General features: G+C 51.4%; 18 protein-coding genes. 12 read left to right on the top strand and 6 right to left on the bottom strand.

All coding sequences use genetic code 11. From position 1 onward, the window contains the following. The first annotated feature begins 14 nt into the window (after positions 1-14). From IEY39_RS09805 to IEY39_RS09765, 10 genes are all read left to right on the top strand, one after another. Positions 15-2,639, top strand: a complete 2,625-nt coding sequence (locus IEY39_RS09805; RefSeq protein ID WP_188930970.1) for a TonB-dependent receptor — start codon at positions 15-17, stop codon at positions 2,637-2,639. 5 nt (positions 2,640-2,644) lie between these two features. Then, a complete protein-coding gene (locus IEY39_RS09800; RefSeq protein WP_188930968.1) occupies positions 2,645-3,454 on the top strand; it encodes a DUF4249 domain-containing protein in 810 nt (269 codons plus the stop codon). A gap of 168 nt (positions 3,455-3,622) precedes the next feature. Continuing rightward, positions 3,623-4,423: an SDR family NAD(P)-dependent oxidoreductase gene (locus tag IEY39_RS09795; protein WP_188930966.1), complete on the top strand. Its 801-nt coding sequence runs from the start codon at positions 3,623-3,625 to the stop codon at positions 4,421-4,423. Between the two features lie 11 nt (positions 4,424-4,434). Beyond that, positions 4,435-4,920: a YybH family protein gene (locus IEY39_RS09790; RefSeq protein WP_188930964.1), complete on the top strand. Its 486-nt coding sequence runs from the start codon at positions 4,435-4,437 to the stop codon at positions 4,918-4,920. Positions 4,921-4,935: 15 nt separating this feature from the next. Continuing rightward, complete coding sequence (locus IEY39_RS09785; RefSeq protein WP_188930962.1) at positions 4,936-5,283, top strand: YciI family protein; 348 nt, start codon at positions 4,936-4,938, stop codon at positions 5,281-5,283. Continuing rightward, on the top strand, positions 5,283-6,512 hold the full coding sequence (locus tag IEY39_RS09780) for an RNA polymerase sigma factor (protein WP_188930961.1): 1,230 nt from the start codon (positions 5,283-5,285) through the stop codon (positions 6,510-6,512). The genes IEY39_RS09785 and IEY39_RS09780 overlap by 1 nt, the downstream gene beginning before the upstream one ends. A gap of 112 nt (positions 6,513-6,624) precedes the next feature. Next, positions 6,625-8,853, top strand: coding sequence for a xanthine dehydrogenase family protein molybdopterin-binding subunit (locus tag IEY39_RS09775; protein ID WP_188930959.1), 2,229 nt, complete (start codon positions 6,625-6,627; stop codon positions 8,851-8,853). 275 nt (positions 8,854-9,128) lie between these two features. Beyond that, entirely contained in the window at positions 9,129-11,885 is a 2,757-nt protein-coding gene (locus IEY39_RS09770) for a SusC/RagA family TonB-linked outer membrane protein (protein WP_229688853.1), read from the top strand. 36 nt (positions 11,886-11,921) lie between these two features. Continuing rightward, complete coding sequence (locus IEY39_RS29765; RefSeq protein WP_229688852.1) at positions 11,922-12,377, top strand: hypothetical protein; 456 nt, start codon at positions 11,922-11,924, stop codon at positions 12,375-12,377. Between the two features lie 106 nt (positions 12,378-12,483). Beyond that, positions 12,484-13,851: a SusD/RagB family nutrient-binding outer membrane lipoprotein gene (locus IEY39_RS09765; protein WP_229688851.1), complete on the top strand. Its 1,368-nt coding sequence runs from the start codon at positions 12,484-12,486 to the stop codon at positions 13,849-13,851. Positions 13,852-13,935: 84 nt separating this feature from the next. On the opposite strand, the gene IEY39_RS09760 is transcribed toward IEY39_RS09765, so the two are convergent. Beyond that, the gene (locus IEY39_RS09760) at positions 13,936-14,982 is read right to left on the bottom strand and encodes a glutamine synthetase beta-grasp domain-containing protein (RefSeq protein ID WP_188930955.1); all 1,047 of its coding nucleotides are present in this window, start codon (positions 14,980-14,982) and stop codon (positions 13,936-13,938) included. A gap of 211 nt (positions 14,983-15,193) precedes the next feature. On the opposite strand from IEY39_RS09760, the gene IEY39_RS09755 reads away from it, so the two are divergent. Both IEY39_RS09755 and IEY39_RS09750 read left to right on the top strand, forming a co-directional pair. Beyond that, positions 15,194-16,099 carry a helix-turn-helix transcriptional regulator gene (locus IEY39_RS09755; RefSeq protein WP_188930953.1) on the top strand — a complete coding sequence of 302 codons (906 nt, stop codon included), beginning with the start codon at positions 15,194-15,196 and terminating at the stop codon, positions 16,097-16,099. 68 nt (positions 16,100-16,167) lie between these two features. Next, positions 16,168-16,590: an ester cyclase gene (locus IEY39_RS09750; RefSeq protein ID WP_188930951.1), complete on the top strand. Its 423-nt coding sequence runs from the start codon at positions 16,168-16,170 to the stop codon at positions 16,588-16,590. Here IEY39_RS09750 and IEY39_RS09745 read toward each other — a convergent pair. The 5 genes from IEY39_RS09745 to IEY39_RS09725 all read right to left on the bottom strand — a co-directional run bounded on the left by IEY39_RS09745 (position 16,587) and on the right by IEY39_RS09725 (position 21,705). Further along, positions 16,587-17,948 carry an outer membrane beta-barrel protein gene (locus tag IEY39_RS09745; RefSeq protein ID WP_188930949.1) on the bottom strand — a complete coding sequence of 454 codons (1,362 nt, stop codon included), beginning with the start codon at positions 17,946-17,948 and terminating at the stop codon, positions 16,587-16,589. The genes IEY39_RS09750 and IEY39_RS09745 overlap by 4 nt on opposite strands. 137 nt (positions 17,949-18,085) lie before the next feature. Next, complete coding sequence (locus IEY39_RS09740; protein WP_188930947.1) at positions 18,086-18,748, bottom strand: YiaD family glycine zipper/OmpA-like lipoprotein; 663 nt, start codon at positions 18,746-18,748, stop codon at positions 18,086-18,088. A 26-nt stretch (positions 18,749-18,774) separates the two neighbouring features. Beyond that, positions 18,775-19,599 (bottom strand): tetratricopeptide repeat protein, encoded by an 825-nt coding sequence (locus IEY39_RS09735; protein WP_188930946.1) that lies wholly within the window; start codon positions 19,597-19,599, stop codon positions 18,775-18,777. A 51-nt stretch (positions 19,600-19,650) separates the two neighbouring features. After that, a complete protein-coding gene (locus IEY39_RS09730; RefSeq protein ID WP_188930944.1) occupies positions 19,651-20,406 on the bottom strand; it encodes a slipin family protein in 756 nt (251 codons plus the stop codon). 12 nt (positions 20,407-20,418) lie between these two features. After that, positions 20,419-21,705, bottom strand: coding sequence for an NfeD family protein (locus IEY39_RS09725; RefSeq protein ID WP_188930942.1), 1,287 nt, complete (start codon positions 21,703-21,705; stop codon positions 20,419-20,421). Positions 21,706-21,730: the final 25 nt, after the last annotated feature.

Here is a 21,730-nt window from a genome sequence, read left to right as displayed (position 1 = left end):
ATCAATCCATTATTATGCGCGTATCAATCTTCATGATCGGGCTGCTTATACTAACAGCATCCCAATCGGCCCATGCCCAACAATTGGAAGAAGTAAAGATCACCTTGCAACTCAAACATGCCTCCATGAGAGAAGCTCTCCGGGAGATAGAATCGCGGACCCCATTTAAATTTCTTGCCCGGGCAGAAGATGTAGAACAACAGCAGGACATCACGCTCGACGTAAAAAACCAGTCTGTCGCCAAAATACTGCAGATTCTTTTCAAGGGAACTAATTTGCAATACAAACAGGTGGGGGTAAATATCATCCTGAAGAAAGTGACATCAAACAATGGGGGCACCGACTACACGATACCGATCAAATTCAAGCCGCCGGCTAAGTTTACCGTAAGCGGTACTATCCGGTCGGCCGCAACCGGCGAGACCATCCTGGGCGCAACGATCCATATCGAAGAGCCCTCCACCGGCACCGTGACCAATGAGTATGGGTTCTATTCCCTGACTCTTGCTTCCGGCGGATCCTACCGGATGACTGTAAGCGCCGTGGGGTTCAAAGCGCAAAGTCTGGACTTTACCTTGACGAGTGATCTCGTGGAGAATATCAAACTCGATGAAGAAGCAAAGGACCTTCAGCAGGTGACCGTTACAGCCTCTTCGAGCAGCCGGAGCCTGCAAAGCCCCCAGATGGGCCTGGAAAAACTCAACATCCGGGAGGCAAACAAGATCCCGGTTATTTTTGGTGAAAAGGATATTCTCAAGACCATCCAGCTGCTACCGGGCATCAAGTCTGCCGGCGACGGGAATAGCGGCTTTTATGTTCGGGGCGGGGCCGCAGATCAGAACCTGATCCTTTTGGACGAAGCCGTTGTATATAATCCTTCCCACCTGTTGGGGTTCTTCTCTACGTTTAATTCAGACGCCATTAAAAATATCGATGTCTACAAGGGCGGGATGCCAGCCCAGTATGGCGGAAGGCTTTCTTCCGTGGTCGACGTAAAGATGAATGATGGGAACAACAAAGATTACCGCGTCAATGGCGGCGTCGGGCTCATCTCCTCGCGGCTGACGGTGGAGGGGCCCATCCAGCAGGACAAATCATCGTTTCTTATCTCCGGCCGGCGAACCTATGCCGATCTTTTCCTGAAACTTTCCTCCGACTCCAATGTCAACAGGAGCCGGCTCTATTTTTATGACCTGAATGCAAAAGCCAATTATATTTTCGGGGATAAGGACCGGTTGTATCTTTCAGGCTATTTTGGCAGAGACGTTCTTGGCCAGGCTAATACAGTCGGTATCAATTGGGGCAATACGACGGCCACACTCCGGTGGAATCACCTATTCAATACCCGCCTGTTCTCCAATACTTCCCTTATCTATAGCAATTATGATTATAAGATCCACATCAATCAGAATGGGGACGATTTCGATATTTTTTCCCAGATAAGAGACTGGAATCTGAAAGAAGAGCTGCAGTGGTATGTGAGCCAGAAGAATACCCTCACTATTGGCCTCGATGCCATATTTCACACCATCCGCCCAGGTGAGATCACCGCCCTCGGTAATGACCCCGGTATCAATTCTGTTGCGCTGCAGCGCCGGTATTCGCTGGAAAATGCCGTCTATGCCACCGATACCTGGAAGGCAAGCGACCGGTTCAGCCTTACCTATGGCCTGCGCGTTTCGGCATTTTCCGTCCTTGGGAAGGGGGATTACTATGACTTCAATGCCAATGGCCAGGTGATCGATACGCTGCATTACCGTAACGGCCAGGTGGTAAAAACCTATGTCAATCCCGAGCCCCGGATCGCGGCCAGCTATCAGCTGAATCCTACTACGTCTATCAAGGCATCCTATGTCCGTAATACCCAGAACCTCCACCTTATTTCCAATAGCACTACCAATTCCCCAACGGATAAATGGGTGGCGAATACCAATGTGATCAAACCCGAGATCGCCGACCAGTGGGCCATTGGATATTATAAGAATTTGGCTGAGAACAAATATGAGCTGACGGTGGAGACCTACTACAAGACCATGCAGAACCAGATCGACTATCGCAATGGCGCAAATATCTTCACCAACCACGCCATCGAATCCCAGCTACTTTTTGGCCGGGGCAGGGCGTACGGGATCGAATGGCTATTGAGGAAAAGATTTGGCCGGCTCACGGGGTGGGTGAGCTATACGCTCTCCAAAACGGAACTACAGATAAATGGTATCAACAATAACCGCTGGTATAATGCCCGGCAGGACAGGACCCACGATATTGCTATTGTAGGTGTCTACGAGATCAACAAGAAGTGGAGCTTTTCTGCCGACTGGGTATTCTATACGGGCGATGCCGTCACCTTCCCCAATGGGAAGTATACGGTCGGCGGGGATGTTTATTTCTACTATACCAATCGGAATGCCTATCGGATGCCCGACTATCACCGGCTGGACTTTAGCTTCACCGACCAGCTGAAAAAGACCAAGCGGTTTTCCAGCGAGCTGGTTTTTGGCGTGTACAATGCTTATGGCCGGCAAAACGCCTATCAGATCGATTTCCGACAGGGCAAGAACGACCCCAATATCACCGAGGCAGTGGAGACTTCCCTCTTCCGTTGGGTACCCAGTATATCTTATAATTTCAAATTTTAGACTTTATGCAGCAGATACAAAACATCATCTTAACCATCCTCCTCGCGCTTCCGTTCTGCGCCTGCCAGCGGGTGATCAGTGTACCCCTGGACCCCGGCGCCACCAAATATGTGATCGAAGGAGTGGTCACCGATGAACCGGGTGGTAGCAGCGTCTCCATCACGCAAACCAAGGATTTCAGCGCCAATAATACTTTCGCCGGGGTCAGCGGGGCTACCGTTACAATAGAGAATAATGGCTCCAGCTACCTGCTTACGGAATCGAGCCCCGGGGTCTACACGACCAGCGCGCTGACAGGCGTGCCCGGCAACACCTACTACATGAAAGTCGTCCTCAATGGCGTCATCTACACGGCTACTTCCACCATGCCAAATCCGGTCGTAGGGATGGACAGTATTTACGTCAGCAACGGGACACTTACCGACAAAAGGTATGTTACCGTTGTCTTTACCGATCCGGCCGGCATTCCTAACTATTATCGGTGGGTGCAATATGTCAATGGCCGGCAGGAAAAGACCAATTTTCTTGGCAATGATGAATTTACGGATGGGCTGAGGATCAAGGACCAGTTAGAGTTCAATAACGATACAAACGATCGGAACCGGGACATCAAGACAGGCGATTCGGTACGCATCGATATGATCAATATAGATTCCGCCGTTTTCCAGTATTGGTATGCCCTTCAACGGAATGCCGACGGATCGGGCCAGAGCGCCTCCCCTGCCAACCCTACCGGCAATATTGCCGGAGGCTGCCTGGGATATTTCAGCGCCCAGGGGGTGAGGACCAAGAGCCTGCTGGTGGGGAAAGAATAGGTTGGTGGGCCGGGTTGGGTTGGCGGTCAGCCCCACGAGCTTAAGAGAAACCCTTCGCACATGCGAGGGGTTTTTGCATTTTGAGGGTATCTCAAAAAATATTTCCCGGGTTGTCCCCCTTTTAGTACCCAGGGCGTCATTGAGGTATAACCATAAAATTTTAAAAAAATGAACAGATTAAAAGACAAAGTTGCAGTAGTATATGGCAATGGCGCCATAGGCAGTACGATTGCAAAAGCTTTTGCTCATGAAGGCGCCAAGGTTTTTTTAACCGGGCTGACATGGGAGAAACTTAAAGCTATTGCTGACGACATCGCTGCCGAAGGGGGAGCAATTGAAATTGCCAAGGTCGATGCGCTCGACGAACAATCCGTGGAGAAGCACATGAATGAAGTCATCAAGAAAACGGGGCAAATTGACATTTCATTCAACGCTATCGGCCTCCCGCCAAAAGATATTCAACACACTCCGCTTACAGAGCTGCCCCTGGAGCAATTCATCCTGCCGATCGCAACCTATACACAGGCTCATTTCATTACCGCCAGGGCAGCGGCAAAACGCATGATGAAGCAGGGGAGGGGAGTGATCATCATGCATACGGCAAACATAAGCCAGGTAAGTTCGCCCGGCGCCGGTGGCAGGCCCGCTGCCTGGGCGGCCCTGGAAGCGCTCTGCCGCTCTCTTTCCGTAGAATGCGGTGGGAACGGAGTGCGGTCAATATGTCTGTTGACGAGTGCCATACCTGAAACACCTGCTATCCATTCGGCTTTTAAAGAGCTTTTTGAGGTCAGTTTCAAAGGAAATGGAACGACCTGGGAACAATTCAACAGCATCGTGGCCAATAACACGCCCAGGAAGAAATTAACTACGCTGAAAGAGTTGACAGACGCCGCTGTGTTCGCGGCTTCTGATGAAGGGAGCGCCATCACCGGAACAACATTTAACCTGACAGCAGGGATGATCCAATAAAATCAAACAAAATGAAAAGTATAAAAATTCTTGTCCTCCTTTTTGGGACAGTTATGTCCATGCTGCCTTCCGGCCGCACGTTAGCACAATCGAATAGCAGCGCCATCGTTGAAGACGCCAGGAAAGCAATCGCAGCGAGCAACGAACTATACTGGCAGGCTTATGCCAAGAACGATGCATCCCTGTTCGTCAACAGGTATGCAGAGGATTGCTGGATAATGACGCCGAATGCGCCGACTGTATGCGGCCCGGATGCGGTAGGAAGTTTCTTCCAGGCATCTTATAGTAAATTCGGGATAAGAAACGGAAAGTTCATTACCGTGGATGTGTATGGGATCAGCGAGGATATTGTGGCAGAGATCGGTTTCTGGAAAGTGTATGACGCCGGAAATGCCGAGTTCGACGATGGAAAATATCTTGTGCTTTGGAAAAAAACGTCCAATGGGTGGAAAATGTGGAGGGATTCATTTAACAGCAACCACAGTAAAAAAAATTAATATAATTTTATCTTTATGAAAGAATTCTTATTCGTCTACAGAGCAGACTACGAAACATATCCCAGCGCCAGGAAATCTCCGGAAGAGATGCAGGCGATAACACAAAAATGGATGAACTGGGTTGCGGGCATTGCAGCACAGGGAAAGCTGGCCGATAGGGGGAACAGCTTAGTACCTTCGGGAAAGGTCTTAAAAAGTAATGGTTCGATCTCCGACGGGCCTTATACCGAGATCAAAGAGTCAATTATGGGCTATACTCTTGTAAAGGCCTCCTCTATCGAAGAAGCAACAGCATTGGCAAACGGCTGTCCTATCCTGTCGGTCGGAGGGAATGTGGAGATACGGGAGATAAGGGCTATCTAATGCAGCAACATGAGTTGATACCACACCTGTTTAGAACAGAGTACAGCAAGATAGTTGCTGTACTCTGTCATTCGTTTGACCTAAAGCATCTTGAAATTGCGGAGGATATTGCAAGTGATACCTTTCTGAAAGCTGCCGAGACGTGGGGGATCAAAGGAGTTCCGGAAAATCCTGCTGCCTGGCTTTATGCCGTGGCAAAGAATAAGACCAAGGATTATTTCAGACATAATGCTGTCCGTGAAAAGCAGGTCAAAGAAACTATCAGATCGAACAATGTTGAAACGGAACCGGACTTTGAATTCACCCATCAAAATATAGCAGACAGTCAATTGTCAATGATCTTTTCGGTCTGCGATGGGGACATCTCACCAGATGCTCAAATTTGTTTAGCGCTTCAAATCCTTTGCGGGTTTAGCGTAGAAGAGATCGCAAATGCTTTTTTGACAAACCTGGCAACCGTAAAAAAGCGTCTGCAGCGGGCCAGGGCCGTCCTTCGTAATGGCAATTTTCACATCAAGACTTTAGTTGAAACAGAGATCAAGACCCGATCGGACAATGTTTTAAAAACCCTTTATCTATTGTTCAATGAAGGTTATTTCTCCAAAACAAATAATCAATTGATCCGAAAGGACCTTTGTTCGGAAGCTATCAGGCTAACATCCATACTTGTCGGAAATGCCTTGACAAACACCCCCCAAACGAATGCGTTGCTGGCTTTAATGTACTTCCAGAGTTCGCGGTTTGACGCAAGGACAGACGAGATTGGCGAGGTGATCCTGCTGGAAGATCAGGATAAAAGCTTGTGGGATAACGAATTGATCGAAAGAGGAAACCACTATTTGGTAAATGCCTTCCATGGTAATGAGGTATCCAAATACCATTTGGAAGCGGCTATTGCCTATTGGCATACTACACCGACCCCGGAGAGAAAGTGGGAGAATATTTTAACATTATACAACCAGCTTATTCTTATTGAATATTCTCCTGTAACCGCATTGAACCGGACATTTGCATTTGCGAAGGTTTATGGGACTGAAAAAGGGATACAGGAAGCTGAAAAACTACATTTGAATAACAGCAGCCCCTATCATTCTTTACTAGGCTACCTGTATGCGAACCTGGATATCGACAAATCGATCGATCATTATGAACAAGCCATAGCATTGACTAACTCCAGGATAGAAAGGCAGACGCTTACGAAGGAAGTCGAGCGGCTTAAGCGTAGGTGATCAACGACCGCAGCCGGGGGCGCTGGCCCGATGCTGTTTGTTAAAATAAGGATAATATATCACCATTTTTGCGCCTAAAGCATCAAATTTAATTGATCAACAACAGTTGAGCATGCACTCCCATCCAACTGATCTATCCCGCAGAGATTTTATCCGGCAGGCCTCTCTATCCGGATTGGCCCTGACGATCGGGGCTTATCTGCCTTCTTTTGACCGAAAAGGGAATGAGGCGGGCAGTGGCGCCCCCCGGATCGTAAATGCGGCGTTGCTGGGCGGATCCGGCCCGGATGGCGCTGACCCGGCCATCGAATTGATGTCCTGGATATCCATCGACTCCTCCGGGAAGGTGACGATCTTCAACCATCGCTCGGAAATGGGTCAGGGCACCTTCCAGTCCCTCCCGCAAATCGTTGCAGAAGAACTGGAGGTCGATCCCGGCCAGGTGCATGTCCGGTTTGCGCCGGCAAATCCGAAAAAATTCGGTCCTCAACCACAGGCAGGCAGCTTTTCTGTTCGGGGCTGGCGTGAGCAACTCCTTCATGCCGGCGCTTCCGCCCGGGAAATGCTCATCGAAGCAGCCGCTGAACAATGGAGGGTTCCCGCCACCGAGTGTTATGCCATTAATGGCGAGGTACACCATCGCCCAACGGGCCGAAAGTCAGGATATGGGGCATTGGTGAAGGATGCTTCCCGACTCAATCCTCCCTCAGAGGTGAAGTTAAAAGACCGAAAAGATTATAAGGTGATCGGCCGGCCGCTCCCCCGCAAGGATATCCCATCCAAAGTCGATGGCACCGCTGTTTTCGGTCTCGACAAGACATTGCCGGGAATGCTTTATGCCGTCGTCGAGCGCAATCCAAGGTTTCGTGGAAAAGTGAAGACTTTTGACAGCAAGGCAACGCTTGCTATTACGGGCGTAAAACGGGTATTCACCGTCCAACGGGCCGTGTTTGGCGATCTGTATGAAGGGGTGGCTGTCGTTGCCGACAGCATTTGGGCCGCCATGAAAGGGCGAAGAGCGCTGAAAGTGGAGTGGGATGATGAGGGATTCGAGCACTTCGACTCGGAATTGCTATTGTCGCGGATGCGGGAAGGCCTGGCCACTCAGGCCGGCGAATTAAACGCGTCCAGCATCCGATTTGAGACGGAAATCCAGAAGGCCGCGCAAAAGATAGAAGCTGTCTATGAGACTCCCTACCAGTCCCATAGCTGTATGGAGCCGCTTAACTGCACCGCCCATGTGCAGGATGATCGAATTGAAATATGGGGTCCCATACAGGAAGTCAATTGGATACAGGCAGACCTGAGCCAGCGGATGGGAGTGGCATTGGAAAATGTCTCCGTCAATATGACGTTCCTTGGCGGGGGATTCGGGCGGAAGGCCTTTACCGACTATCCGCATGAGGCGGCGCTTATTTCCAGGGAAATGAAAGCGCCCGTCCAGGTCGTATGGACGAGGGAAGACGATATGACGGCGGGGCCTTACCGCCCAGGCGCCGTATATGCATGCAAGGGAGGGCTCGACTCGGCGGGACATATCCTCGCCTTCCAGGCGAGAAGGGCCTCACAGCCGATGGGACCGGGAGGAGAGGGGGGCGCGCATGCGGATTATTCCCCGGTGTCTTATAACAGCGGTTACCTGGACGGGCTGGCAAGATCGTATCTTACTTCCATACCCCATTACAGTTTTGCCGACGTCTCCATTTCGTCATCGATACCGGCCATGTGGTGGCGTTCGGTCGATGCGTCTACCAATGGCTTTGCTGTCGAGAGCTTTGTGGATGAACTGGCCAATGCGGCGGGAAAAGATGCGCTCGCCTTCCGAAGAGAACATTTTGCCGATGCCCGCTATCAAGCCCTGATCGACCGGCTGGGAACCCTCAGTGGATGGAAGGCCGATGGGAAGGAGAAAGGCTGGGGCCTCGCCGTGACCGAGTGTTTCGGCAGCATCGTGGGACATGTGGTTAAAGTATCTCACAGGCCGGATAGGAAAATAAAGATCGATAAGATTACCGCGCTGATCGATTGCGGCTGGTATGTAAACCCGGATATCATCCGGGCCCAGGTGGAAGGAGCGATTGTAATGGGCTTGGGCGCGGCCATCAAACATGAAACGCATTTCAAGGACGGGAAAGCCGTTGAGAATAATTTCCATACTTACAAAATGCCGCGGATAAATGATATCCCGGCTGTCGAAGTTTTCATCATGGAGAACGATGAGAAGGCAGGGGGTGTAGGCGAACCCGGACTCCCACCCATCGCTCCAGCGCTTTGTAATGCCATTTTCGACCTAACTGGACGGCGTATCCGTAAGCTTCCTTTTGACCCGGATGCAGTGTAGAATGGCATTCCTATTCAATTCCCCCAAAAAGATGGTTCGAGATGGGTTGACATGCGCGCGACCACTCATCATTTTTTGTATAAATCGCTAATACTTTATTAATAAACTTGCCAATTAATATATGTTTAACATTAGCTTCATCCATTTATAACATAAACATACACGCGAATGAGAAATTTGTTCATGCACCTTGCCGATGGTCCTTGAACTATCCGGCACCGAATCTTACGTTAAAGTCAACTTCACTAGTCAACATTCAATCAACACCATTAAGTATGAGAACAAAACTGCTACTGCTGTTAAGTTCAGTAGTGTTCACGTTTGCTATTTCCAACGCGCAAACAATTCCCATTAAAGGAACAGTAACAAATAGCAAAGGAGTTGCAATCCCCGCCGCAACTATTAAAATAAAGTCGTCCAAAATAGGAACACAAACAGATGAAAACGGAAACTTTACCCTCTCCGTTGATCCGGGAAAGACGCTGGTGATCAGCGCCGTCGGTTATGAACCAATCGAACTTAAAGCCCAGGACAACCTGCAGGCCGTGCTGAAGGAAAAGGACAACAATCTGGCAGAAGTTGTCGTAACAGCCAATGCTATCAAAAGAGAACAACGGTCTCTTGGTTATGCCGCTCCGACCGTCAAGGCCGCCGAGCTGACAGTGGGCCAGAGTTCGAGCGCGCTCACGTCGCTGACCGGCAGGGTTGCGGGTATCAACGTCACTTCCAATACCGGAGCGCCGGGTGGTTCGACCCGTGTCGTTTTAAGAGGTGGGTCTTCCGTTACGGGGAACAATCAGGCCCTGATCGTGGTAGACGGGGTACCGTACAACAACTCCGACAATATCGGAGGCGGGTCGCTGACCGCAGTGAACTTCGGCAACCGCGGGAATGACATCAACCCTGACGACGTTGCGTCCATAACGGTGCTGGCTGGTCCCGCGGCTACCGCCCTGTATGGCTCGCGCGCATCCAACGGCGCGCTGATCATCACGACGAAAAGCGGAACCAACAACAAGAAGGCCGAGATAACGGTTAGCAGCACCAACACCTTCTCTTCCATTCTCAAACTGCCCGATCTTCAGAATCAGTACGGACAAGGCTACTACACCGGTGTGAAAAGCGATGGAACGCTGGCCTATAACACACAGGATTGGGGTGATAACTTCAGCTGGGGAGCTCCCTTCACGGGACAAGTGCTGCCCTGGGGACAGCAGATAGATGGTGTACAGCTGAAGAAACCTTACTCTGCCGATGCCAACAATATCAGGCATTTTTTCAGTACGGGCTTCGCCACCGATAATAATATTGCCGTTACCTCGGGTAACGACAAGGCCAGCTACTATTTGGGCCTGAACGCGCTGAACTCCAACGGTATCTATCCCACCAGCGTCGATGGTTATAACAAGTACAGCGTGCGGTTTAACGGGAAGGCCAATCTTTCCAATGATTTTTATACCAGCGTAAACTTCAACTACGTAAAGATCAACAGCGGCAACGTCGCTGGCGGTCAGGCCGGCGGCTCCGTACTGGCCAGCCTGTATCAGACCCCCAGGGATATTCCCATTGACAAGATGGGCGATCTGAACAATAAATACTACGGCTACGGCTATACGGATGCCAGCGGCGGATATCATTCCGACAAGTATGGTTTCTACAATGAGTTCTACCCCAGTCCCTATTTCCTGCTGGCCAACTACAGGAACTATGATGATGTGGACAGGGTCACCGGCGGCCTCAATCTGGGCTATAAACCGGTACCCTGGCTGGATGTACTGGAAAGAGTAACGACCGACTTTAGCTCGGACCGCAGAAGATTGCAGACTCCAAAATATACCTATTCACCAGCAGACCCCGGTACCGCCGGAAACCCTCCGGCTTATCCGGCTTCGGCGCTGGTGACCAGCAACGGCGGGTACGAGGAGGATACCTATACGATCGGGGAGATCAACCACGACCTGATGGTCACTGCCAAGCATGATCTGGGTACTGACTTTTCCGGTTCATTGATGGTGGGTAATAACGTCAGGTTGGATAATGCAACCACTACAACGATTTCCACGAACCAAAGCTCGGGGTTGATCGCTCCGGGCTGGTATAATTTCGGGAACAGTAACGGCCCGGTCGCAGCGACCAATAATCGCAGTGTACAGAGAAGGGTGTCTGTTTATGCCGGTCTCGACCTGGCTTACCGGAATATAGCGTACCTCGATGCTACGGCCAGGAATGACTGGTCTTCCACGCTGCCGGTGAATAGCAATTCCTTCTTTTATCCGAGTGTAAGCGGTGCTTTTATCTTTACGGAGCTGATCAAAGGAAGCAACTTCAACAGGATACTGAACTATGGAAAAGTACGTGCCAGCTGGGCACAGGTAGGTAATGATGCGGGCCCATACCTGCTGGGCACTACTTATTCCCAGGCAGCTATTGCAGACGGGTATAGCGGAGGCGTTACGGTCTTTCCCTTTAGCGGCGTTCCCGGATTCATGATCAACGACAGACTGGGTGATCCGCTGATCAAACCGGAAATTACGACCTCCCGTGAAGTGGGAACAGAGCTCGGGTTCCTGGACAACAGGTTGTCCGTTATTGCCAACTATTATTCCAACAGATCTAAGAACCAGATCATTTCTTCCTCTGTGGCTCCATCCAGCGGATATTTGTTCTCTACTGTGAATGCGGGAGTGGTAGAGAATAAAGGGGTCGAACTTACCCTGCGCGGAACACCCATCAAGACGCATAACTTCTCTCTGGAGCTGTTCGCTACCTATACCAAAAATGACAACAAGGTTCTTTCCCTGCCCAACCATGCACAGATAGTGATCGGCGGATTCAACGGCATGGCCATTGTAGCCCAGGAAGGGCTGCCTTATGGCGAATTCTATGCCGTGACCAACCAAACCGAAAATGGTCATACGGTGGTAAGCGCCGCCGATGGCCAACCTGTCCCGACCACCACTGCCGTGTACCTTGGCAGCTATAATCCTAAATACCAGGCATCGTTTGGTGGTACGCTCACTTATAAGAGCTGAACCCTGGGATTCCTGTTCGATACCAAACAGGGCGGTGTGTACTTTAGTAATACCAAGTCTAACGTCGACTTCAACGGTACCTCACTGGAGACCGGCGGGAATCGTAATCCGCAGATCTGGGCAGGTTCAGTTATCAATACCGGAACGGCAGGCCAGCCTTCTTACCAGCCAAATACAACAGCCAAGTATATTCCGCAGGACTATTTCACGAGCGTGCAACCTGCCGGGATGGACATTGTCGACGCTTCTTATATCAAACTGCGCTCTTTGCAGCTGGAATACTCGATCCCGACAAACCGGCTGGGCAAGTCGCCGTTCGGCCAGGCCAGCATCGGAGTGTTTGGTAATAACCTGTTTCTGTGGACGCCCAAGTCCAATAAATACGTAGACCCGGAGATGAACTCTTCGGGCTCCGGCAACGAACAGGGCTTCGACTTTACGGCACAGCCATCCGTAAGGAACTATGGATTCAAACTAAAGGTAACTTTCTAAAATGCAAAGATTTATGACCACACGAATCAATATAATAAAAAGGATCGCACTGTTTGTTTGCCCGGCGGTTTTGCTACTATCGTCAGGCTGCAAAAAGTTTCTGGATGTGAATCAGGATCCGAACAATCTTGTCTCGGCTCAACCTGCCCAGCTGTTGCCGACAATAGAGGCTTCCATCGGCGTAGCGTTAGGAGATGATTATTATCCCTACGGCAATATCTGGTCCCAGTATTTTACCCAAAGCGCGGTAGCTTCACAATACAAGACCATTGACCAGTACCTGCAGGTGAATGCAGATTTCAACTATGCATGGATGCATCTGTATCAGAATGCATTGATCAATGATCAATTGATGATTACCAATAGCCGGGGTAATACGGCACTGGTGCAGTATCTGGCGATCGGCTATGTGTTGAAAGCCTATGGGCTGCAGCTGGCGACCGACGCATTCGGCGATATTCCGATGAACCAGGCCTTACAAGGAACAGCCAATAAGAACCCGGCCTATGATCCGCAGGCAACGGTGTATGACACCATTTTCTCCCTGTTGGAACAAGGTAAAGCCCTTATGAACAATTCGGATCCCCACAACCCCGGTGCAACCGACCTCATCTTCCAGGGCAATATGAATAACTGGATCGCCTTCGCTAACACGCTGGAGCTGCGTGCATACCTGCGTTTGACCCAGGTAGATGCCGCCAAGGCCAAGGCCGGGGTGCAAGCGCTCTACGCATCCAATCCCAGCTTCCTTACTACGAATGCCCAGATAAGCTATACTGCCACCGGCGGTAACCAGAACCCTTTTTACATTAAGGAGGTAGCCCTGGGACAGACGGTGAACCTCGCGGCAAGCGGAACAGTCGTTAATGCTTTTGTCCGGAACAACGATCCCAGGCAGTTTGCTGTATTTGATACAATACCCGGGACAGTTGATACGGTGATCTATTTGCCGCAAGGCGCCTACGCTTCTTTTACCAATAAAGTTTGCTCAACGCCTGCTGCATTGGTAGCAGGTAATCCCCAGGATCCCAATTCGGCGCTTGCGCCTTTGTTTTTGATCTCCGCGGCTGAAAGCTATTTCCTGCAGGCAGAAGCGGTCGCCCGTGGATGGGCGACAGGCTCTGCAAGCAGTCTGTTTACACAAGGAATCCAGGCCAGCTTTGGTGCCGATGGAATTCCCGCTGCCGCAGCTGCGTATCTCAACTACGCACCGGACGCCCAGTTTCCTGCTGCCCCCGCGGATGAGATCAAAGCCATCATTACGCAGAAATATTATGCCATGTGCGGCTCTCAGGGTTTCGAAGCCTGGACTGAATGGAGACGTACCGGCTATCCCAGCTTCTTCGTGCCCTCAGCTGCCAACGGTGGACGGACTTATCCGTTGAGGTTCCTTTATCCTCAGTCGGAACTTACCGGAAACCTGAATTATCCCGGCACTGTTGCGGAAACAACCCCGGTGTGGTGGGATAAGTAAAAAGGAGTGTGCCGGTGAATCCGGATCACAAAGCCGGCCAGATCATTGTCTGGCCGGCTTTTTACTATGTTTAGGCAGGATGCCTTATGCTACATTTGCTTCGGCCAGTTTTTCCAACTGGGCTTCAGCGGATTTTACCGTCTTTACGATGCGGGCTGCAACTTTATACGGATCGGCAGCGCTATTGGGCCTGCGGTCTTCCAGCCAGCCTTTCCAGCCTCTTTCCACTGTGCCGATGGGGATGCGGATGGAGGCGCCACGGTCGGATACGCCGAATTTGAATTCGTGGATGGCCGCGGTCTCGTGTTTGCCGGTGAGGCGGAGATGGTTATCGGGGCCATATACTTCGATATGTTCCTGCACGACGGGGCGGAAGGCTTCACAGACTTTCACGTAGATCTCGCTGCTTCCACATGTTCTCAGCAGGGAGTTGGAGAAGTTGGCGTGCATGCCGCTGCCGTTCCAGTCCAGGTTGCCCAGGGGTTTGCAATGCCAATTGATGGCGATGCCGTATTTTTCACCTATTCTTTCCAGTAAGTAACGTGCGACCCAGACCTGGTCGCCGGCTTCCTTAGCGCCTTTGGCGAAGACCTGGAATTCCCATTGACCGGTGGCTACTTCAGCGTTGATGCCTTCGATGTTGAGGCCTGCGTCCAGACAGGCGTCGAGGTGCTCTTCGACCATGGCCCGGCCGAATGCGTTGTTAGCGCCTACGGAGCAGTAGTAAGGGCCTTGCGGTTTTGGGAAGCCACCTTCGGGGAACCCGATGGGTTTTTCTGTTTCGGGATTCCACAGGAAATATTCCTGTTCGAAGCCGAACCAGAAATCGTTGTCATCGTCTTCAATGAGCGCCCGGCCGTTGCTGGGATGGGCGGTGCCATCGGGGCTGAGTACTTCGCACATGACGAGATAACCGTCGCGCCGTTGGGGGTCTTTCGCCAGGAAGACAGGTTTTAGCAGGCAATCGGAGCTGCCGCCCGGGGCTTGTTCGGTGGATGATCCATCGAAGCACCACATGGGGCAATCTTCCAGTTTACCGGAAAAATTTCTTTCGATCTTTGTCTTGCTGCGCAAGCTTTGAATAGGCTGGTATCCGTCAAGCCAGATGTACTCTAATTTCGCAGGGGCCATTTGCATCTATATTTTTTAAAGTGAGAGAATGTGTTGATAAAGATACGAAGAATTGAGGGTGGATTGTATAGCGATAAAATGCAATATTTGCCAATTTTGAAAATGTTGATTTAATTAATTGTGAATTTGTAGAAATTAAAAATAGTGTGCCTTTTTTTGGTCGAATATTTAATGATTTAATACCTAAAAATTACATATAAATATTTTGTATATGAATATCATACACTTGCCGCAGGATGTTTTTCCGGGGGAGGACAGGATTGTCTTCCATGAGTATGCTGCATCGCCGGGGGCGTTTAAGGGGAAAGGCATTTTGCAGAAGAACGCTATCAGCCTGGTTATCAGTGGGGAAAAGACGATGCGTTTTGCTGAGACGACTGTCCATGCCAGGGATACGGAATTTCATTTTCTGTCGGCGGGGAATTGCGTGGTGACGATGAACCTGGCGGCAAAGACGGCATTCCGCAGTGTTCTGGTATTCTTCGACACCAGTGTATGGACCGACTTTTTTATTAAGTATGCCGGCCGGGTGCCTGCTTTGCCGGGGGCTCGAGAGGCTCGGGAGGCTCGGGCAGATCGGGAGGCTCGGGAGGCTCGGGCAGCTTATCTTTCCTTTCCCAAGGACCCCTTTATCCGGAATTATATTGATTCGGTGCGGCTGCTTCTTCCCGCAAAAGGGCAGTTTCCGGTGGAAATGCGCCAACTGAAATTGGAAGAACTGTGGCTCTATCTGCTGGAAAAATATCCAACGCGGCTATTGTCCTTCCAACCGGATGCGCCACAATATGGGGATGACCTGAACATCCGGAAAATAGTGGAAACGAATGTGATCAGTAACATCAGTATCGCGGATATGGCCTTTCTATGCCATATGAGCATGTCGACCTTCAAAAGACGATTTGTCCGGCTGTATGGTAAATCGCCCAATGAATGGTTTCTGCAGGAGAGAATGAAGCTGGCAAAAGAACTGCTGCTGCATCACCGCGCCATGCCCAGCGAGGTGTTTGATCGGGTAGGATATGAAAGCCATTCCAGCTTTAGCCAGGCTTTCCGGAAGACGTTCGGGAAAACACCCAGCGAATTTCAATCGGAATATTTGAACGATGGGCCACAGTAATTGACCGATCGGCGACAGGCTGCTGCCCGGGGTCAAGCGTAGTTTTGCCGGTATAAATTATTACCGCCATGCTATTTACTACTGAAAAAAACAAGGCAATCGTTTGCAGATTCAACAAAGAAGTGATCGAAGAGGGTAATCTCGAATCTTTTCATGAATTGGTGTCGCCGGATGCTATCAATCATGCGGCACCGGAAGGGATGTCAAACGGCCCGGAAAGCATGCAGCATTTTCTCTTTCACGTGTTGCGGGTAGGCTTTACTGATATAAAGGCGGAGATACTCGACCAGATAGCCGAGGGAGACAGGGTGACAACAAGAAAAATGCTTCATGGCACCCATACGGGTACGTTCATGGGTATCCCACCTTCGAACAAGAATGTGGCTATCAAGGTAATCGATATTATCCGGCTTCACGAGGGAAGGTACGTGGAGTATTGGGGGATCAGTAATATCCCGGAGGTGATGAGGGAGTTAAGTGACCCTCGCTAGAGCCGGAACAGAAAGGCGACGATGATGCGGTCTTCGGATTTGACAAGGTCGGGACGCCAGTCGGGGGGCAGGGGCGTGGTCGTGTAGCCGTCGGGGGAAGTGACGCCGCCGGGGCCGGCGAAATAGGGGACGTTGGCGTGCCGGTGAACATATTCTATGCGAAAGAGCACGCTTTGATTGGGCATCCAATCGAAATTGGTGGAACAGTCCCAGGCCTTGAAGGTGGTGCCGGGGCTGGTGTCGAAGGGATACTTTCCTTCCGTTTGGGTGGGATTGTTGGGATCGGGCAGGGGGCTGGCCTCACCCGTCGGCAGCAGGACGAGATAGCGACCCGGGTTGGTCATGACACCGCCGCCGATGGTCCAGGCGAATTTATTTTTTGCGAACCAGGTTCGGTTGTAGATCATCGAGCTTAGGAAATATTGGGCTGGTCCTTTGGTTGCGCTGTTGGAAAAGCCATTGACCCCATCACCAGTCTCGAATCCCAGGTCGCCGGTGAGCGAGAAAGCCATCCTGGAGATGCCGGTCTCATTGGGCATATTGTAATACCGCACCAGCAGGCTATTATCGGAGTGGAACCGTTGCCGATGTGGAAGGCCGCCGGCATCGGTGCCGTAGTAGTCGTTGGTCAGCAGTTTGAAACTGCTGGTTGGGTTCCAGGTGATGTTGGCTCCCACTCCCGGCCGCTTGTTGAACATGGCATAACTCTGCCACCCATTGATGATCCAGGGTTCTATCTTCAGGTATTTGGTGGGGAATATCTGTATCCGAATACCATTGAAGAACCATGGGGTATTGTCCGAGGTATAGGAAGCCTGGTATTCCCAGTTCTCCACCTGGTAGTAGGAGTTGAGCCCGATGTAGGACATGAACAGTCCCGCATCGACATTGATACCATACCATTTATTGAAATGGTATCCGACGTAGGTTTCGCTGAGATACCGGTATACATCTGCTAATTTGTACTGTCCCCTGTACGGGCTCAGATCGTTTCTCGGCACTACTTCGGAGCGTGTTCCTAATTGCAGCAGGACCTTGGCCCGGGCATTCTCATAGAACATTTCACCGCCAAGACTAAGCTGCGACAGTTGCATTTCATTATCCCTTGCGAGTGCTGTAGATCCGACGACGGTGTTGTCATTGGGATGGTTGAACGAGTGGGTGTAGTTGAGATCGATCATGACCATGGGATTTACATACTTGTTGTGGACGATGGAGGAATCCCTGCGGTCGCTGCCATTCTGCCAATTGGTTTCGATGTTATCCCACGGAATCTTTGGGGCTTTTGCCGAATCCTGGGCGTATAGCGCAGGGATATAGGTTATGAAGAGGCATACCGCAAGCAATACTTTTTTCATAAGCGTCATTTTTTAAGACAGTGAAGAGGGAGGCGGCAGGTGGAGCAAAGGTAAGAGAATCCGGGATTTTAAATGGGGCGGCCCCCGGCGTTAGCCGGGGGCCGCGGGTGAGCGCGCCGTGGTCAGGCGCGGGCTGATCAGTTGAGGGAGCCTTGCTGGGCTTGCTGTTTCATTTGGTCGTTGGCCATGATGCCTAATTCGACGCGGCGGTTTTGAGCGCGGTTGGCATCATTGTCGTTTGGAACCTTGGGTTGGGTCTCGCCATACCATTTGATGTCCATGCGGCTTGAGGCAACACCTTTGGTGACGAGGTATTCGCTTACGGCATAAGCGCGTTTCTTGGACAGTTCCATATTATATTCGGGTGTACCGGTGTTGTCCGTATGTCCTTCGATGAGGATGTTGGTATTGGGGTATTTGTTGAATACGCCGGCGCATTTTTCCAGATTGGCACGGGCTGCTTCGCTCAATTCGCTGGAGTTGATCTTGAAGAGCAAACCCGAATTGAAGGTCATATTGATGCCTTCACCAACCCTTGTGACCTGGGCGTCAGGAACGGCCTGTTTTATCTCTTCCGCCTGCTTATCCATATGATGTCCGATGAGGTATCCTGCACCGCCGCCGACGGCTGCGCCTATGAGAGCGTCGAGGACGGAATGCTTACCATGGCCGATGAGGGCACCGGCGGTGGCGCCTGCTGCAGCGCCGATGGCTGTACCCTTTTGGGTGTTGTTAGCGCTTTTACAATCGGTGAGGAGCACTGCGAGCAAAGCAGGTACAAATACGAGTGTGTTTTTCATTTTTTGTCCGTTTTAGCGATTCACAATTATTTACAAATGGAGGTCTGCACCAGATCGATGCCCATGTCCTGGACACCGGCCTGTTTGGAGGCAGCGATGCTGCTACAGAGTCTTTGGCGATCGGCGCTGCTGATCTTCCTGGAGAGGACACCGGCGTCGTCGGTCTTGTACTTCGACTGGTAGAGCTTGATGATGGTTGTTGTTTTGGCCTTCCAGGCTTCGGCGTCATTTTTGCCTCTTGTGATGGCGTCTTCGTAATTGGCGATGGCTGCGGTGTAGTTGCCCGACGCGACGTTGATGTCGCCCATCTGCATATAGAAGCGAAGGTTGCTGTTATCCATGGCAATGGCCTGCTGCACGTCCTGCAGGGCCTGGTCGTATTGTTGTTGATACATATCGACCTCCGCCATCTTCGAATAGAGAGTGGCGCGTTGTGCGGTGTTCCGGTTCTTGCCGGTGAGAAGATTGATGGTATTCAGATCGGCTTTTGCGCCAGAGTAGTTGCCCAGGCCTATTTCGGCGCTGGCCTTTTCAAAAAGATTGTCGAGACTGTTCTTATTGATGGCCAGGCCTTTTGTTGCCGCGTCGAGAGCGTCGGAATATTGCTGTAAGCCATTGAGCGATGCCGCCTTTCCGGCATAGCCTTTTTCTTTGGCATCGTAAGCATCACATTTTTGCAAAACTTTGTTGAAGTCGTCGAGGCCGTTGGAGTAGTTGCCGGCTTTGTTCGCTGCCTGACCCTGGCTTATGAGGTCGTAGCAGCCATTGGACATGGTGACAAGGCCGCTTTTGCATTGAGAGAAGAGAAGAACAGACAGGGCCAGACCACAGAGAGGCAAGTGATTTTTCATGATTATTCGATTAGCGATGCAAATATAGGATGGCGGATCGAAATGAAAAAATCAGGAGTGGTCCTTGAGGAATGGTTTTAGCAGATCGATAGGAATGGGGAAAATAGTTGTAGAGTTTTTTTCCGTTGCGATCTCGCGCAGGGTTTGCAGGTAGCGAAGCGTGATGGCGCTGGGTTGCTCGTTGAGGATCCTGGCGGCGTCGGCGAGCCGCTGCGATGCCTGGTACTCGCCTTCGGCGGCGATGACCTTTGAACGGCGTTCGCGTTCGGCCTCGGCCTGTTTGGCCATGGCGCGTTGCATTTCCTGCGGCAGGTCGATCTGTTTTACTTCGACGTTGGACACTTTGATACCCCATGGCTCGGTGTGGGCGTCGATGATCTGTTGTAGTTTCTGGTTGATCTTCTCGCGCTGGGAGAGCAGGTCGTCGAGATCGGACTGGCCCAATACGCTGCGCAGCGTGGTTTGGGATAGCTGGGAGGTGGCCGTGAGGTAGTTCTCTACTTCTACAATTGACTTTTGCGGCTGGATGACGCGAAAGTAAACCACTGCATTCACCTTTATAGAGACATTATCCTGGGTGATGACATCCTGGGGCGGCACATCCAATACGAGTGTGCGTAAGCTGACTTTGACCATCTTATCGATGATGGGGATGAGCAGGATGAGACCAGGACCTCTGATGCCCGTGAGGCGGCCCAGCCGGAAGACTACGCCTCGTTCGTATTCGCGCAGGATGCGGATGGCGTTTGCGAGCAGCACCAGCACGAAGAAAATAATGACGACGCTTATCACAGGAACTTTTTCCATATACATTGGCGGTTAACCCGCGATTGATTTTACATGTAAGGTCAGATTTTCCAGGCCGACCACCTGCACCTTTTCACCCTGGGTGATGTCACCACCTACCGCAACGGCCCGCCATCTCTCGCCATGAATCTGCACGGTGCCTGTAGGGGCGAGGGGCTCGATAGAGACACCTGTTTCGCCGATCATGCCTTCGATTCCCGTGACGGGTTTGCGTTGCTGGGCTTTCAATCCCAATCCGAGGATGCCAAGGAAGAAAAATACCGACACGGCGACGGTGGTGAATATCGCGGCGCGGGATATCCGTGCGACTTCCAGTGTCGAAGTCGTTCGGATGAGCATCAGCGAGCCCAGCAGGAGCGAAACGGCCCCTCCGATGGCCAGCAGCCCATGGCTTGCTATTTTTATTTCCAGCAGGAAGAGGATGACGCCGAAAATGATGAGTGAAAGACCGGCATAGTTCACCGGCAGCATATGCAGGGAGTAAAAGGCGAGTACGATGGCGATGACCCCAACTATGCCGGGGAAGATGGCTCCCGGGCTATATAGTTCGAAGAGCAGGCCATACATGCCAAGCATCATCAGGAGATAGGCAATGGTGGGATCGCTGATGATGTTGAGCATCTTTTCAAAGAAACCCATTTCCATGACTTCGATGTGTGCGCCCTTTGTGTGTAATATTCTGGAGCTGCCGTTGGCGAGATCGATCTTCTCACCGTCGATCTTGTCCAGGAGATCGTCCGGGTTTTTGGCGATGAGATCGATGACCTTGGCCGTCATCGCTTCGGTCTCGGAGATGGAGACGCTGTTGCGTACGGCATTTTCGGCCCATTGGATATTGCGCTGCCGTTTTTCGGCGATGCTGCGGATGAAGGCTGCGGCGTCGTTTGTTACTTTCTCGTTCATGACGGGGTCGGGCTCCTGCTGCCCGCCACTGACGGGATGGGCGGCTCCGAGGTTGGTGCCGGGGGCCATGGCGGCGATGTGTGCGGAAAGGGTGATGAAAACGCCTGCGGACCCGGCTTGTGCCCCTGAGGGGTATACATAGACGACGACCGGCACGGGGCTTGTCAGCATATCGCCCACCATGACACGGGCGGATTTCAGCAGTCCTCCCGGGGTATTGAGTTCGATGAGCAGGCATTCGGCGTGTTCGTTATTGGCTTTTTCGATGCCCCGGTGGATGAAGTCGGATGTAACGGGATTGATGGTGCCATCGATCTTCAAGGAAACCACGGACTGTGCTTGCGACAGCAGTGGCAGGAGAAAGCATAGGGAGGAGAAGACGATGCTGCGGTTCATATAATACCTCCTGGGATCCGATGGG

Source organism: Puia dinghuensis, from assembly GCF_014642875.1.
GTDB classification, from domain to species: domain Bacteria; phylum Bacteroidota; class Bacteroidia; order Chitinophagales; family Chitinophagaceae; genus Puia; species Puia dinghuensis.
This window is presented reverse-complemented; position numbering and strand designations above follow the sequence as displayed.